Source organism: Glaciecola sp. HA4-3 (genome assembly GCF_055693685.1).
Map to the genome: position 1 here is coordinate 676,456 of NZ_CM146340.1, position 15,476 is coordinate 691,931.

Consider the following 15,476-nt stretch of genomic DNA (forward strand, 5'->3'; position numbering starts at 1 on the left):
TAGCATATTAAGATAAGTCTTCGTTACAAGTCACCAAAGTGAGACTGTAAGATGGAAATTGTAGCCATAGCAGCCGTCTCGGTTCTTAAAATACGGCTGCCTAAATTACACGCGGTATATCCTAACTCTTGTGCGGTATACACTTCAGTGGCAGACAATCCGCCCTCAGGTCCAATTATTAGTTGAAACCCCTTTTGAGGTTTACTCAAGCTAGACAAGTAGTGTTTTGAGTTTGGTGCCAATACCAGTTTGTCTAAGTCTGATGGCTGTCCAAACCACTGGTTAATAGGTATAGCAGGATGCAGCAATGGTACTACATTTCGCTGGGATTGCTCGCAAGCAGCAATAATGATTTTTTGCCATGCCTCGTGCTTTTTTTCCCAACGTTCTTGGCTCAATTTGACATTGCAGGTTTCAGTAATAAGTGGAGTGATTTCGCTTACGCCTAATTCAACCGATTTCTGGATGGCTAACTCCATTCGATCTCCTTTTGAAACCCCTTGTCCTAAATGAATATGCAAGGAGCTCTCTAGTGAACGAGAAATTTGAGAATTGATAAGTACTGTTACTTTACGCTTATGAATATCGATGATTTCTGAAGGGTAGTCACTACCGTTACCATTAAATAATACAATGGGACTGCCTACTTTTAGCCTTAGTACATTGGAAATGTAGTGAGCTAGGGCGTCTTGTATGACAAGTTCGCTATCAACGACAAGTGGCATGTCGGCATAAAATCGAGGGATTCTCATATTAGTCGCTACTGCCTATTTGAGATTAATCGGTACATGACCTTACATGTTAAAGAATATCAGTCCGTTTGGATAGGGCATCAACTATGTTGAAAACAAAAAAGCATCTGTTAGACGCCTAATGTCTACCAAATGCTTTATCATTTTGTGGGTTGTTGTTTATAACTTATGAGATTTAAGCTCAGTCTTAGTCTGTTCGGTTTTTGAAGGACTTTGATTTTTGCGAGCATGAGGGGTGTTATTACCCTTAGCTTCAGTAAAGCAATAAACAATTAGGACGATGACTGCACCTAAAATAAGCGCCGTCATGATAAGAACAATATCACCGTACATATAATATACACTCCATGTTATATGATTATATTTATTTATACATCAGGGCAAGTGTTGCGACCGCCCAAACAGCGGGATTACTAATTTTTTATCCCTGTCAATACGACTAGTGTCGCAAAATCACGACATATACGCAATGTATATTTATCATATAATGGTTATTTTTTAACCAAAACTAAGATTTACCGATATTCCTTATCTTTTTTATCATGTAGACTTGAATGATTGTTTTGAGCCATGTTCGTCAAATACAATAGATACCCAATTATAATAAAATCCACAAAGGAGATGTAAACCATGCCAGAATTTTTATCTGCCGATGAGGCAAGTAAATATCTAGACCTATATATTATTCCATTCGCAATTAATCTTGCGGTCGCCATCGTTATTTATATCGTTGGTAAAATCGTTGTTAACCTATTAGTTGGTGTTTTTGGCAAGATAATGTCAAAGTCAAAATACGACGATATGTTAGTAAGTTTCTTGCAGGCAATCGTACGTTCGATTTTGATGTTGGTCGTTGTTATCGCTGCCTTGGATCAGCTTGGTGTAGATACTACTTCGTTTGTGGCTGTTTTAGGTGCTGCAGGTTTAGCTATAGGCCTATCTTTGCAAGGCTCGTTATCAAACTTTGCTGCAGGTGTAATGTTGCTTGTTTTTCGCCCCTTCAAAGCAGGTGACTTCGTTGAGGCCGGTGGCGATAGCGGCACAGTTAAGCAAGTGACCATTTTTACCACCTTATTGCTTACACCAGATAACAAAGAAATTATCGTACCAAATGGTGCAATTTACAGTAACAACATTACCAATTACAGTGCCAAAGATACGCGTAGAGTTGATTTTGTATTTGGTATTGGTTATGACGATGACTTACGCAAAGCAAAAGCGGTGTTAGAAGAAATCGTTGCTGCTGATCCTAGAGTACTTAAAGAACCTGCGGCCCAAGTTGCGGTATCTGAGTTAGGTGATAGTAGTGTTAACTTCGTTGTTCGCCCTTGGGCTAAAACAAGCGATTATTGGGGTTTAAAATTCGATATTACCGAAGCGGTAAAATTGCGTTTTGATGAAGAAGGTATTTCGATTCCTTATCCTCAAATGGACGTTCATGTTACAAAAACAGACAAATAATCATTTTTGATTGTGTTATGAAAAGCAGATTGGTGAAAGCCAATCTGCTTTTTTAATATAAACTATTGGCCACAATTGGCTTTTGTGCTTTGTTCATAAAGCCCAATCACTTTGGGAATTGCTTGAGTTAGCTTATCAATACGTGTTGATTCAGAAGGGTGAGTAGATAAAAACTCTGGAGGCTTGCTTGTTCCTAATGCTGCCATATTCTCCCATAAACTGACCGCTTCTTGAGGTTGAAATCCTGCTTTTGCCATCAACTCCAATCCAATCAAATCGGCTTCGGATTCATGTGTTCTGCTGTACGCAAGCGCGCCTAATTGCAAGCCCACGCCCAATCCTTGCATTATCAGGGCGCTTTGTTCAACATTATTCATATCGAGTATTGTAGCGGCTACTTGTTGTCCTGTATTAGTAATAGCTGAATTGCTTATACGTTCATTTCCATGTTGAGCGATTACGTGACCTACTTCATGGCCAATCACAGATGCGATTTGGTCTTGGTTTTGTGCTACCGCCAGAAGACCTGTATACACTCCTATTTTACCACCTATAGCAAAGCAAAAGCATTAACCTGTTCATCATCAAAAACAACCACTTCCCATTGACCAGAAAATACCTCATTAGGCACTTGTTCAGTGATTTTTTGTGCAATGCATGCAATTAATTTATTTTCAACGGGACTATCAGATATTTTAATCTGGGATTTCATACTGGCAAAGGACTGCTCACCCATAGCACTGAGTTGCGTATCTGAGTAAAGCAGTATTTGTGTTCGTCCTGTTGGCGAGGTGGCACAAGCACTAAGCGCCGAAGCAAAAAGTGCTACGGTACAAGCTTGAGTCACGCGCTTTGTTAGCGTTGGTTTGGATATCATGTTAAATCTCCTGTGTTAGCAAGATTATACCCCAGCATCCTCTTTTAATGCATCAGCTTTATCAACAGCTTCCCACGGAAACTGCTCACGACCGAAGTGACCATAAGCGGCTGTTTCTTGATAAATAGGCTGCTCTAACTTAAGCATTTTAATTAAGCCAAAAGGCGTTAAATCAAAGTGCTTATTGACCAACTCTACCAATCGTTGTTCACTAAGTTTGCTAGTGCCAAATGTTTCAATACTAATCGAGGTGGGTTGAGCAACGCCAATTGCGTACGATACCTGAATTTCACAGCGCTGCGCTAATCCAGCAGCAACAATGTTTTTAGCCACATAACGACCTGCGTAAGCAGCACTTCTGTCTACTTTAGATGGGTCTTTACCAGAAAATGCACCGCCTCCGTGCCTAGCCATACCGCCGTATGTATCAACAATAATTTTACGACCGGTCAAGCCGCAATCGCCCATAGGACCGCCAATAACAAAGCGCCCAGTTGGATTGATATGATACTGAGTTTGACTCGTTAGCCATTGAGATGGGATCACTGGCTTGATGATCTCTTCCATCACAGCTTCTCGAAGGTCTTTGGTAGAAACACTGTCGCAATGTTGGGTGGACAACACAATCGCGTCAATACCAACGGGTTTGCTATTTTCATAAATAAACGTGATCTGGCTTTTTGCATCAGGTCGTAACCAATCAAGTTTACCATTTTTGCGTAGCTGTGCTTGTTTTTGAACCAAACGATGCGCATAAGTTATAGGGGCAGGCATAAGGACATCCGTCTCGTTACTAGCATAGCCAAACATTAAGCCTTGGTCGCCTGCTCCTTGCTGTTCAGGTGCGGCTCTATCGACGCCCTGATTAATATCAGGTGACTGTTTACCAATCGCATTTAAGACTGCGCATGATTCACCATCAAAGCCCATATCAGAGTGCGTGTAGCCAATTTGCTTTACTGTTTTACGAGTCAGCTCTTCAATATCAACCCAAGCGGTGGTGTTAATCTCGCCACCTACCAACACCATACCCGTTTTTACGAATGTCTCACAAGCAACACGTGCTTTTGGATCTTCTTGTAAAATAGCATCTAAAACAGCATCAGATATCTGGTCAGCAATTTTGTCTGGATGTCCTTCAGATACAGATTCTGAGGTAAATAAATGTCTTGTCATTACATATCCTAAAATAATTTGTACTTAGTGGTATAGGCCAAAAATGCACAATTACCAATAAAAAATAATCAGTTAGTTTGCTCATTTAATTAATGAGACACGTTTATGACGCTAGTATAGCGAATACATAAGCGTTTAACAATCTTTACGTCTAGACGTCCAAACGCGTATTTTTGTAATCCTGAATAAAGATTATTTGAGCTATGTGCCTAAAGCATGAGTGAAAAGACAGTAAAAACCCGATTTAATCATTGAACAAGATTGGACTGTGGGTAACAATACTCGCCCCTAAATGATTTTGATCATGTTTGATATGGAAACTGGTCATTATTGTACTTGCAGTAAATCGATATAACCGTTTATCAAGGAGTTGTTATGCCATCTCGCCGCCATTTAGCCAACGCTGTCCGTGCTTTAAGCATGGATGCGGTTCAACAAGCCAAATCTGGCCACCCATAGGTGCTCCTATGGGGATGGCTGATATTGCACAAGTTCTGTGGTGTGATTATTTATCTCATAACCCACAGAACCCTACATGGGCAAATCGAGACAGATTTGTATTGTCAAATGGTCACGGCTCTATGTTGTTATATTCGTTGTTGCATTTAACAGGCTACGATTTACCGCTAAAAGAGCTAAAAAACTTTAGACAGTTGCATTCAAAAACGCCGGGTCATCCTGAATATGGGTATGCGCCAGGTGTTGAGACAACAACAGGCCCACTTGGTCAGGGAATAAGTAATGCGGTCGGTATGGCGATTGGCGAGAAAGTGCTCGCGGCCCAGTTTAATAAACCTGATTTTGATATCGTCGATCATTATACTTATACCTTTTTGGGCGATGGCTGTTTAATGGAAGGGATTTCACATGAAGTCTGTTCGTTAGCTGGAACGCTTGGATTGAATAAGTTAATTGCCTTTTGGGATGATAATGGCATTTCAATTGATGGCGAAGTAGAAGGCTGGTTTAGTGATGACACGCCAGCACGCTTCGAGGCGTATGGATGGCATGTTATTAGTGATGTTGATGGTCATGATCCTTCAAGTGTATCGGCGGCTATCGCTAAGGCAAAAGAACAAAACGATAAGCCCACCTTAATTTGTTGTAAGACAACAATAGGGTTTGGTTCTCCGAATAAGCAGGGCAAAGAAGATTGTCACGGCGCGCCATTAGGAGATGAGGAAATAGCGTTAACAAGAAAAGCATTAGGTTGGCAGTATCCGCCTTTTGAAATCCCTCAAGATGTCTATGACAGATGGGACGGCAAAGAAAAAGGGCAGCAAGCTGAGAGTGACTGGCAGGCTTTGTTCAACCGCTACCAACAAGCTCACCCTGCGTTAGCTGAAGAATTCGTTCGTCGTAAAAATGGCTTGTTACCTAAAGATTGGGATAAAACGTGTCTAAAGTATATTAGCGCTTTACAAGACAACCCAGATTCTCCAGCAACGCGAAAAGCTTCTCAAAATGCCTTAAATGCATATGCGCCTATTTTACCTGAATTACTAGGTGGTTCTGCCGATTTAGCCGGGTCAAACCTTACAATCAATACAACGAGTAAAGGTATCAGTGCAGATGATGCTAGTGGAAACTACCTTTATTACGGCGTACGCGAATTTGGAATGTCGGCTATTATGAATGGCTTGGCCTTGTATGGTGGCTTTAAGCCTTACGGTGCCACCTTTTTGATGTTTATGGAATATGCTCGTAATGCAGTGCGCATGGCCGCATTGATGAAATTACCAGCGATTTTTGTTTATACTCATGATTCGATTGGTTTGGGCGAAGATGGTCCTACGCACCAGCCTGTTGAGCAAATGGTAGCGCTTCGCGCAACACCAAATCTAGATAACTGGCGCCCTTGTGATCAAGTGGAGTCAGCTATTGCATGGAAAGCGGCAGTAGAAAGAAAGGATGGCCCAACAAGCCTTGTTTTTACAAGGCAAGGTTTACCTCAGCAATCACGCGATCAACAACAAGTTCTGGATATCCAACGTGGTGGATATATTTTACAAGATGCGGATTCGCCCGAAATTATACTCATTGCAACAGGCTCAGAAGTACACCTAGCGATGCAAGCAGCAACGATACTTAAAGACCAAGGTAAAGCGGTAAGAGTAGTATCAATGCCTTCAACAGATGTGTTTGATCGACAGTCTTCAAGCTACAAAGAGGCGGTATTGCCTATGTCCGTTACTAAGCGTGTTGCCGTTGAAGCATTGGCTAAAGACACTTGGTATAAATATGTGGGCTTAAATGGGACAGTCGTAGGTATGGATAGTTTTGGTGAATCAGCGCCTGCTGGTGACTTATTCGCTCATTTTAACATTACTAGTCAGGCCGTTGTTGACGCTGCGCTTTCACTTTAAAAAAGGACGGATGCCGCTTGCTTCGAATTGCGATAAATGGGTTTGGTAGAATAGGGCGCAACATTGTGCGCGCCTTGTATGAGAATGGCTACTCAAAATATATAGAAGTGGTTGTTATCAATGAACTAGCAAGCCCTGAGGCTATGGCACATTTACTACAATATGATTCGGCCCATGGTCGTTTCGATAGTCAAATCAGTGTACGAAGGGATAATGGAAATAGTGCGCTAATGCTAGATGGTGAAGCGATTACTATTACTCACTATGACACAATCAATAAGATAAATTGGGATAAGTATGAGGTTGATATTGTCCTAGAGTGCACGGGCGTTTTTGGCGACCGAAAAGATGGTATTGCTCACATCAATCAGGGTGCAAAAAAAGTACTGTTTTCTCACCCAGCTAGTCAAGATGTTGACAACACCGTAATATTTGGTGTCAATCATAGTACTTTGAATGCTAAACACTGCATTGTATCTAATGGCTCTTGCACGACTAATTGTATTGTCCCGGTTATTAAAACCCTACACGAGGCATTCAAAGTTCTCAGTGGTACTATCACGACCATTCATGCGTCGATGAACGATCAGCAAGTGATTGACGCTTATCATTCTGATTTAAGGCGCACAAGAGCCGCAAGTCAGTCAATTATACCTGTCGATACAAAACTGGCGTTAGGCATTGAAAGAATACTGCCCGAATTTGCCGGTAAATTTGAAGCGATTGCAGTAAGAGTCCCTACGATCAACGTAACGGCAATGGATTTGAGTGTAACGCTTGAAAAGAAAGTGAACACCGAGGCGGTGAATAAGGCTTTGCAAGATGCAAAAGGACTTTTCCCCGCCAATATTATTGATTTTACACAAGAACCCTTAGTATCGATTGATTTTAATCATAACCCTCATTCATGTATTGTCGATGGCACACAAACTAGAGTTAGCCATAACACATTAGTCAAAACACTTGTATGGTGCGATAACGAGTGGGGTTTTGCCAATCGGATGCTCGATACCGCCTTGTATATGCATGAGTTGGGTTATCAATAAAGTATAAGTTTAGCATAAAATGGGAGCAAAAATGAGCATTAAGAACATGTCACAAATGGCAATCGAAGGTAAAAGAGTGCTAATTAGACAAGACTTAAATGTGCCAATCGAAGATGGAAACATTACATCTGATGCTAGATTACGCGCATCATTACCGACCATAAAAGCGGCTCTTGATAGCGGGGCCGCTGTAATTGTGATGTCTCATTTGGGGAGACCCAATGAAGGAGAATTTGACTCAAACGCATCACTTCGTCCTGTTGCTGATTATTTATCGAACGCTTTAGGTTTAAACGTAAACTTCATTGATAATTACCTTGGTCGCGAATTAGATATCAAGCTAGGTCAAGTTACCTTGCTTGAAAACGTACGTTTTAATGTCGGTGAGAAAAGCAATAGCGACACTTTAGCTAAGCAGTATGCCGCCTTATGTGATGTCTTTGTTATGGACGCTTTTGGCACTGCCCACCGAGCCCAAGCAAGTACACATGGCGTTGCTAAATTTGCAACACAAGTGTGTGCAGGACCACTTCTATCTGGTGAGTTAGAAGCACTAGCAAAGGCATTAGATAATCCCGCCCGTCCTCTAGTGGCGATTGTTGGTGGGTCAAAAGTATCAACTAAATTGACCGTATTAGAGAGTCTGTCTAAAAAAGTTGATCAACTGATTGTAGGTGGTGGCATTGCTAACACTTTTATTGCTGCACAAGGACATAAAATAGGGAAGTCACTTGTTGAACTGGATTTAGTAGATGAATCAACACGCTTAATTGCTTCAGCTAAGCAAGGTGGTGGCAGTATACCTATTCCCACAGATGTGGTGGTTGGGACTGAATTTTCGGCAAGTGCTAATGCGGTTTCAAAGCCAGTTGAACAAGTGAACGATGATGACATGATATTTGATATTGGCAGCAAAAGTACGCAAGTATTATGCGAAATTATTCAAAACGCTGGCACAATTGTCTGGAATGGCCCGGTGGGTGTTTTCGAATTTGACCAATTTGGTGAAGGCACAAAAGCCATTGCAAACGCCATTGCAAACAGCTCTGCTTTTTCTATTGCTGGTGGCGGTGATACACTTGCAGCAGTTGATAAATACGAGATAGCTCAGAAGGTGTCTTATATATCTACAGGTGGTGGTGCCTTTTTAGAATTCTTAGAGGGTAAAACCCTTCCAGCTGTCGCCATTCTAGATCGTGATTAAATAATAAATTGATAAACAAACGTATTAAAGGAGCTAAACATGAGTAGCCAAGCACAACAAGCTATGCTTGAAAAAGTCAAAAGTCAGAGCGGTTTTATTGCGGCGCTGGACCAAAGCGGCGGCAGTACCCCTAAAGCGTTAAAGCTATATGGGGTAGAAGAAGATGCGTATAGTAATGATGAAGAGATGTTTGCTTGTGTGCATGCAATGAGAACGCGAATTATCACTGACTCATCATTTAACGGTGAGCGCGTGCTTGGCGCCATATTGTTTGAAAACACCTTAGATAGAACGATTGAATCGAAGTCATCAGCTAACTTTTTATGGCAAAATAAAAATGTCGTGCCGTTTCTAAAAGTAGATAAAGGCCTAGCGGATGAAAATAATGGTGTACAGCTAATGAAACCAATGCCGGATTTAGATACTTTACTGGCTAAAGCTAATGCCCAGGATGTATTTGGTACAAAGATGCGCTCCGTCATTAAAATGGCAAATAAAGCAGGTATTGAGGCTGTAGTGGCGCAACAGTTTGAAGTTGGTAAACAAATAATAGCGGCGGGCTTAGTACCTATTATTGAGCCAGAAGTAGATATTAACAGTCCGCAGAAAGCACAAGCGGAGAGCATGCTATTGTCAGCCCTACTTGAACAATTAAATGCTTTAAGCCCAGAGCAAAATGTTATGCTTAAATTAACCTTGCCAGAAACGGCTAATTTTTATGCTCAATGCGTAGCGCATGAACGAGTACTAAAAGTGGTTGCGTTATCAGGTGGCTATGAGCGCGAAGAAGCCAACCAAAGGTTATCTCAAAACAATGGCATGATCGCAAGCTTCTCACGCGCACTTACACAAGGATTAAGTGCCCAGCAATCAGATGAAGATTTTACGTTAACTTTGGATAAGACGATTCAAGAAATTTGTGACGCATCTGCTAGCTGAAAATAATAATTTGTCATATAAAAAGCCCCATTTAAACGGGGCTTTTTTGTAGCTAGTAGATGATTTGATTTCTACCAGAAGCTTTTGCTTTGTATAGAGTATTGTCAGCTCTTCCTAGCATTGTTTCGATGTTTTTGGATGATTTATCAGTCAACCCTATGCTAATTGTGCACGATATTGACTTGCCATTTCGTTTAAAAACTTTAGATTCAAGGGCAAGTCTAAAGTTCTCTAAAGTTTTTACAGCGTCTGCTAACGTTACATCATGTAAAAAGATACAAAATTCTTCACCGCCGAAACGTGACAAGGTGTGTTCGTTTAAATGTTTTTTGAGTAAGCTTGCCGTTTGCTTTAATACAAGATCACCAAAATCATGGCCATAGTTATCATTGATATGTTTAAAGTGGTCCAAATCCAGTAATGCTAAGCAGTTTTGTTCAGTTTGTCGTTTTAAAAGACTTTCTACTTGATTGAAAAAATGTCTGCGGTTTGGTAATCCAGTTAAGTAGTCTGTATTAGCCGTGCGTGTGATTACATCTACTTGTTCTATGTGTTCAACATTTTGCATAATGCGACAGAAAAACTCTTCATGGCAATAAGGGCGAGTTAAATAATCATTAGCCCCACTTTTTAAAAACCGTGCTAATAATGCCGTATTCCGATTGCTCGATACTCCAATTATACTGATTTCATTTTTATTAAAGCGGCGTCTAATGTTTGCCACTAATTGAGGGCCTTCTGCGTCTGGCAGATGCTCATCGATTACCACCAGCTTGATACTGGACTGCTGAGAAATAGTTTCTTGCGCCGATTCAGCATCTTTTGATTCATACACGGTAAAGTTGTGGCGTTTTAATAAAGGAGCAATACCATTTCTATTTTTACGCGATGCATCAACAACAAGAACACCAAGGGCTTGATTTTTATCAAGCCTCTCGAGCAATCGCGATAAATATTCATAAATTTGAGCATTTTGTTTAGGAATGTAATCTACAACTTCTTTGCTTAAAATATGACGTCTAATATCATCATCTGTTCTATCAGTGATCACGACTACGGGGACAAAAGCCCCTAAACAAAAGTCTATCGCTTCACCAAAGGGCGCATCTGGTAGTGAATAGTCGACAACTGCGCATAAGAAACGTTCAGGTGTGGATTGGTCAAAAATTAGTTTAGCCTGTGTCAAGGAATCACAGGTGATTACATCATAATTTGCTTTTCCTATGACGCGTTTTAATATTCTTTGCTGACTGACATTACTCTCGATGAGCAAGACTTTGTATTTCACCATTAACCTGCAAAACTAACTACCTATCTAATTGTATCGGCGCTAGTTGCCTGATATTGATAGCAGAATAAAAAAAACGCCCTAGTCAGTTAAAACTGATAGGGCGTTTTCGCTATCGTTTGCATTATTGAGCTGCCGCTACCTTTTGACCAGGGAAGCACTTATCTTCTAAATATCTGATCATCGCTGGATACATCACACTTTTATGTTCATAAAACAGTGTGTTGTAGAAGTGATTGGCACCTTCTAGTTCAATATATTCGTGGTCTTTGCCATATTTGACGAGCTCTTCAACAAATAATTCACTATGTTTAACAGGCACTCGTTCGTCAATATCTCCGTGAATTACCATGATCGGTATATTCACTTTTTCAACTTGCTTAAGCGGTGAGATACCTTTTACAGTAGGTCCTTGTAACAGGCGACCGAAACGACTATCGTTTATGTCTCCACCTATCATGTCAAGATCACTTACCCCAGCGCCAGCAATGGCACACTGATAAATATTGTCTTCACGCATTGATGCAGCAAAGGCAGCATAACCACCATAACTCCAGCCGTACATTGCAAGGCGGTCAGGATCGGCTAGGCCGCGCTCAACAAGCCACAATGCACCATCGTCTTTATCATCTTGCATAGCTAAGCCCCATAAACCGTCACCCGCTTTCCAGTGGTCAAGGCCGTATCCAGTTGAACCACGATACTGTGGCTGTATCACCAGATAACCGTGGCTAGCAAGTAACTGAGCCCATTCATCATAGATGATAATGTCGCGCACCCAAGGACCACCATGCGGCATAACTACGGTTGGAAAAGGTTTTTTCCCTACTGTTGGAATGGTTACGTAGGCCTTAATTTTACGGCCATCACGTGCTGTATAGGTGACATATTTGACATCCCCTAATTTTTCGCGGTCAATTAACGGGAAGCGTTCGCCGATTGGTTGGATATTTTTCTTATCTAATAGAAGATAATAGGTCCCAGGGTCATTATCAGCTTCTGTCCTTATCACAATTGCGTTGTCATCCTCAGAACGGCTCTCTAGGCTCACAGACTTTTCAGGGAATAAGGCTTTCACGCCGTCATATATGGCTTGTTCATATTCATCTAGCCAATGCACTGTTGATTGCTTACCATTATAAGAAAAACCTAATAGTTGCCCACGATCAGCGGCTTTATTACTCAGTACTACTGAGCCTGCATCAACGGATTTTAATCCAAATAAACGTTCGGAATACTCACCTGTTTTGATATTTAGGGCATAAATACCCGCTGTGTCTTCGCCTTTTGTTGCTTGAACATAGACTTCTTCTGGATTTTCAGCAGAGAAATATAAAAACTCAAATATCTCTCTGTCTTCTGCAGAATTGATAATGATTTCTTTCCATTCAGAATCACTAAGGTAAACGTGCGTACTGAACGATAGAAGTGGTCGCGGCATCAATTCCGACAGCTGCTCTTATTTCGCCATTAGTATCAGCGACAAAGCCCCCAGATATTTTGGATGTACCACGCAATACAGTTTGGGTGCGCCCATTATAAATGTTGTAGCGAACAACGTCTGGAATAAAGTTATTATTTACATCTGTTTGTAACAAGACATGTTCTGGATCATCAGGCAATATACTCAGCAGTCCAAAGCCTCTTCCGTCAGGAATACGCCAATTGCCCGTACCATCTGCATTAACAATTGCACCTTGAGATACCCGATCAGTGCGAGCGCCTCGTTTAAGGTTTTGTGTAAATGTCATTAATAGTTTTTCATTATTTAACCAAGAAGCGCTAGTAATACGCATCTTTGAAGAACCTAGTATGACAGGGTCAGCTTCTAAATTGCGGGTGTTCCTTACCTCTACAACATAATCACCATTTTTACTGGTTGAGCGCATTATAAGTACGCGTTTACCATCATTTGATACGCTTACTTGCTCAATGGCAGGTAATACCGAAAAGGATTCAATTAAATCAGAATGAGTATAATCTTTTGCCATTAGCGTGCTTGGAATGAGCATTACTGCCGTTGCAAGCACAAGTAGTTTTTGCTTAATCAACATCGCTTTTTCCTCTTTTTCTTTAATAAAAAAGGGCCCACGGACTATGTCCAGTGAGCCCTACTTACTTTGGTAAAAACTTACTTAGAATGAAGCTTGGAATCTAACAAACGCAGTTCTTCCAACAGTATCATAACCAATACCTAGAGGAATGTTGCGAGTATTAAATACGTTACCACGCGTACCAACGCGCTGTGGTTCTTCATTAAATACGTTTTGGATACCAGCTGTAACAGCCATATTGTCCCATGCGTAACGTACTGAGGTAGTATGTAGCAAATAATCACCAGTAACAGATACTGGGCGACATGAAATGCCAACTAAGCCGTCGCACGCGATGTTATCATCTGCAAATTCAGGCAACACATCTGGCTCACCACCGCCTATGTAACGAGTGAACCAGTTGAAGCTGTAATCACCGTAACTTAGGTTAAGTCGTGCACTTCCACGCCATTCTGGGAAGGCTGGTTCAAATGCGTTATCGTCAAACGTTCCAAGTACGTCTTGTTCTTGGCTCTTCAATTGAGTTGCAAGAATATCGACGGTTACGTCTAATTCTTGATCACCTATTAAGAAAGCATCGTTAAAGAAGATGTTGTAATCCACACCTTTAGAACCACGTAAACCAATGTTTATGAATGACGCGTTAACAAAGTCGATAAAGCCATCTGAATCCCTTGTAACTAGGCTACAGAACGGGCTTGTACCGTTTGGTTCTTGAGGGTTGTTGTAACACTGTGCGTTAATAAATGCCGCACTTGGCTCCTCGATACTATTTTTGATTTGGATGTCATACCAAGTAGCAGAAACGGTCAAATCAAACTCATCAGTGAACGGTTGTTCGAATACGAAACCATAAGTTTGCGATGTCGAGGTTTCCGGGTTCAACTCAGTTGTACCGCCCGTTTCAGATTCAACATTGATACCTGGGTTTCTTGCGCCAGCACCACTTGAAAGCCCTAGACCAAGACTTGTTGCATCGATACCTTGGGCAGCACATGAATCAAAGACACGTTGTTCACGGTTATCTTGTGTTGCGTCATACACCTGTGGAGACGTAGGATTTTGAACATCACTAATTCTTGCGTCGGTTGGAACAATACAGTTATCAGTTAAATTAACAAAACCAGAAGTACCATTTAAGAATCGTTCACGTAAGTTTGGTGCACGGTATGATGTGCCTCGTGTACCACGAATAGTGAAGTACTCTGTTGGGCGATAAACACCTTTTAAGCTCCAAACGGTTTCAGCATCGTAGAAACTCTCTTCAGTAACACGACCAGCGAATGTAACGGTTAGTTCTTCGGCAAATTGCTTACCTTTTAATAATGGTAATTCAGTTTCAAAGAACGCTTCTTTAATCGTTCTGTCACCGTCTGCACCTTGGTCAGAGAAAAAGCCCCATAGTAGACCTTCGGCTGCAGCTGCGTTAGCGTTAGTGATAATTTCATCTTTACGCCACTCGAAACCAAGTACTAATGGTACAATTTCGCTGTTCCATGGAAGTGCATACAAATCACCTGTAATAAACCCACCGATGACTGTTTGCTTAACTTCGGTTTCGATCTTACGTTCGATTTGAAGATACTCTGCCTCTGCCGCAGTAAAGCTACCACCACCTAATTGATAGATGTTTGGTGCAAATAAGTTGACAGGAACACAACCTTCACCACAAGTAACGCTACCATCAGCACCACGTACAGAATTTTCTAATGAGAATTCAAGAGCAGCTTCATTAATACCATCAATAGTATTAACACCTTTCGAGTAACTATAGTTAGCTGATACTTCATAGCTCCAGTTGCCTTGGCCAAAATCAGCTAATGCGCCAACGTTACCGTCAAAACCACCAACTACACGATATTGATACACATCAACAAAGTTAGTATCACGGTCGCCACGTATACTAACTACTGGCTGGAAAGTAACACGCTGGTCACCAAAGAAAGCATCTAAGCCTGTACCCGCATAACAGTTACGACCATTTATTGGGTCTGTACCACATGGGTTGTATGGGTTATCAGCACCTACTACTTCAAAGAACTGACCGCCTGGATTGAATACATCACTTTTACGTTTTGCGTAAAGACCTTCGTAAAAGAACCGAGTGTCGTTGTCATCATTAAATAGGTAGTCACCATTTGCAAATAAGCTGTAACGCTTAAGAGGGTTTCTCCAATCGGCAGAGTTTACATAATCTGTGGTGCCAAGTGAGTAGAATGGGTCTTGGAAGTCAAAATCTTTAAGGCCATCGCCATTACCATCATAGATCGCAACGTCATTAATGCCATCGCCATTACTATCAGCAGCAACTGT

The 15,476-nt window shown here is 41.3% G+C and carries 11 protein-coding genes and 2 pseudogenes; 5 read left to right on the forward strand and 8 right to left on the reverse strand.

Annotated features, from left to right (window positions below; all coding sequences use genetic code 11):
* Window positions 1–23 precede the first annotated feature (23 nt).
* Together ACZ1G6_RS03210 and ACZ1G6_RS03215 are read right to left on the reverse strand one after the other, a co-directional pair.
* On the reverse strand, window positions 24–752 hold the full coding sequence (locus ACZ1G6_RS03210) for a 16S rRNA (uracil(1498)-N(3))-methyltransferase (protein ID WP_472618036.1): 729 nt from the start codon (window positions 750–752) through the stop codon (window positions 24–26).
* 159 nt (window positions 753–911) lie between these two features.
* Entirely contained in the window at window positions 912–1,085 is a 174-nt protein-coding gene (locus tag ACZ1G6_RS03215; protein ID WP_472618037.1) for a hypothetical protein, read from the reverse strand.
* Between the two features lie 297 nt (window positions 1,086–1,382).
* On the opposite strand from ACZ1G6_RS03215, the gene ACZ1G6_RS03220 reads away from it, so the two are divergent.
* Window positions 1,383–2,213, forward strand: coding sequence for a mechanosensitive ion channel family protein (locus ACZ1G6_RS03220; RefSeq protein ID WP_472618038.1), 831 nt, complete (start codon window positions 1,383–1,385; stop codon window positions 2,211–2,213).
* 62 nt (window positions 2,214–2,275) lie between these two features.
* On the opposite strand, the pseudogene ACZ1G6_RS03225 reads toward ACZ1G6_RS03220, so the two are convergent.
* Window positions 2,276–3,090 (reverse strand): annotated as a pseudogene (locus ACZ1G6_RS03225) (M48 family metallopeptidase).
* Window positions 3,091–3,114: 24 nt separating this feature from the next.
* Entirely contained in the window at window positions 3,115–4,266 is a 1,152-nt protein-coding gene (metK, locus tag ACZ1G6_RS03230; protein WP_472618039.1) for a methionine adenosyltransferase, read from the reverse strand.
* Between the two features lie 375 nt (window positions 4,267–4,641).
* Between metK and tkt the strand changes: the two are divergent.
* From tkt to ACZ1G6_RS03250, 4 genes and pseudogenes are all read left to right on the forward strand, one after another.
* Window positions 4,642–6,632: pseudogene (tkt, locus tag ACZ1G6_RS03235) on the forward strand (transketolase).
* Window positions 6,633–6,649: 17 nt separating this feature from the next.
* Entirely contained in the window at window positions 6,650–7,678 is a 1,029-nt protein-coding gene (gene epd / locus ACZ1G6_RS03240; protein WP_472618040.1) for an erythrose-4-phosphate dehydrogenase, read from the forward strand.
* A 31-nt stretch (window positions 7,679–7,709) separates the two neighbouring features.
* Window positions 7,710–8,882, forward strand: a complete 1,173-nt coding sequence (locus ACZ1G6_RS03245) for a phosphoglycerate kinase (protein WP_472618041.1) — start codon at window positions 7,710–7,712, stop codon at window positions 8,880–8,882.
* A gap of 39 nt (window positions 8,883–8,921) precedes the next feature.
* Window positions 8,922–9,821 carry a fructose bisphosphate aldolase gene (locus tag ACZ1G6_RS03250; protein ID WP_472618042.1) on the forward strand — a complete coding sequence of 300 codons (900 nt, stop codon included), beginning with the start codon at window positions 8,922–8,924 and terminating at the stop codon, window positions 9,819–9,821.
* A 52-nt stretch (window positions 9,822–9,873) separates the two neighbouring features.
* Here ACZ1G6_RS03250 and ACZ1G6_RS03255 read toward each other — a convergent pair whose 3' ends face one another.
* The 4 genes from ACZ1G6_RS03255 to ACZ1G6_RS03270 form a co-directional block, all read right to left on the reverse strand.
* Window positions 9,874–11,109: a diguanylate cyclase gene (locus ACZ1G6_RS03255; protein WP_472618043.1), complete on the reverse strand. Its 1,236-nt coding sequence runs from the start codon at window positions 11,107–11,109 to the stop codon at window positions 9,874–9,876.
* 124 nt (window positions 11,110–11,233) lie between these two features.
* On the reverse strand, window positions 11,234–12,550 hold the full coding sequence (locus ACZ1G6_RS03260) for an alpha/beta hydrolase family protein (RefSeq protein ID WP_472618044.1): 1,317 nt from the start codon (window positions 12,548–12,550) through the stop codon (window positions 11,234–11,236).
* A complete protein-coding gene (locus ACZ1G6_RS03265) occupies window positions 12,507–13,163 on the reverse strand; it encodes a hypothetical protein (RefSeq protein ID WP_472618045.1) in 657 nt (218 codons plus the stop codon). The genes ACZ1G6_RS03260 and ACZ1G6_RS03265 overlap by 44 nt, the downstream gene beginning before the upstream one ends.
* A gap of 81 nt (window positions 13,164–13,244) precedes the next feature.
* Complete coding sequence (locus ACZ1G6_RS03270) at window positions 13,245–15,032, reverse strand: TonB-dependent receptor domain-containing protein (RefSeq protein ID WP_472618046.1); 1,788 nt, start codon at window positions 15,030–15,032, stop codon at window positions 13,245–13,247.
* Window positions 15,033–15,476 lie beyond the last annotated feature (444 nt).

What these genes read in the sequence shown, in the direction of transcription:
- ACZ1G6_RS03250 (WP_472618042.1), top strand. Translation starts at nt 8,922, where the DNA reads ATGAGTAGCCAAGCACAACAAGCTATGCTTGAAAAAGTCAAAAGTCAG.
- ACZ1G6_RS03220 (WP_472618038.1), top strand. Translation starts at nt 1,383, where the DNA reads ATGCCAGAATTTTTATCTGCCGATGAGGCAAGTAAATATCTAGACCTA.
- ACZ1G6_RS03210 (WP_472618036.1), bottom strand. Translation starts at nt 752, where the DNA reads ATGAGAATCCCTCGATTTTATGCCGACATGCCACTTGTCGTTGATAGC.
- ACZ1G6_RS03245 (WP_472618041.1), top strand. Translation starts at nt 7,710, where the DNA reads ATGAGCATTAAGAACATGTCACAAATGGCAATCGAAGGTAAAAGAGTG.
- ACZ1G6_RS03260 (WP_472618044.1), bottom strand. Translation starts at nt 12,550, where the DNA reads ATGCCGCGACCACTTCTATCGTTCAGTACGCACGTTTACCTTAGTGAT.
- metK (WP_472618039.1), bottom strand. Translation starts at nt 4,266, where the DNA reads ATGACAAGACATTTATTTACCTCAGAATCTGTATCTGAAGGACATCCA.
- ACZ1G6_RS03265 (WP_472618045.1), bottom strand. Translation starts at nt 13,163, where the DNA reads ATGTTGATTAAGCAAAAACTACTTGTGCTTGCAACGGCAGTAATGCTC.
- ACZ1G6_RS03215 (WP_472618037.1), bottom strand. Translation starts at nt 1,085, where the DNA reads ATGTACGGTGATATTGTTCTTATCATGACGGCGCTTATTTTAGGTGCA.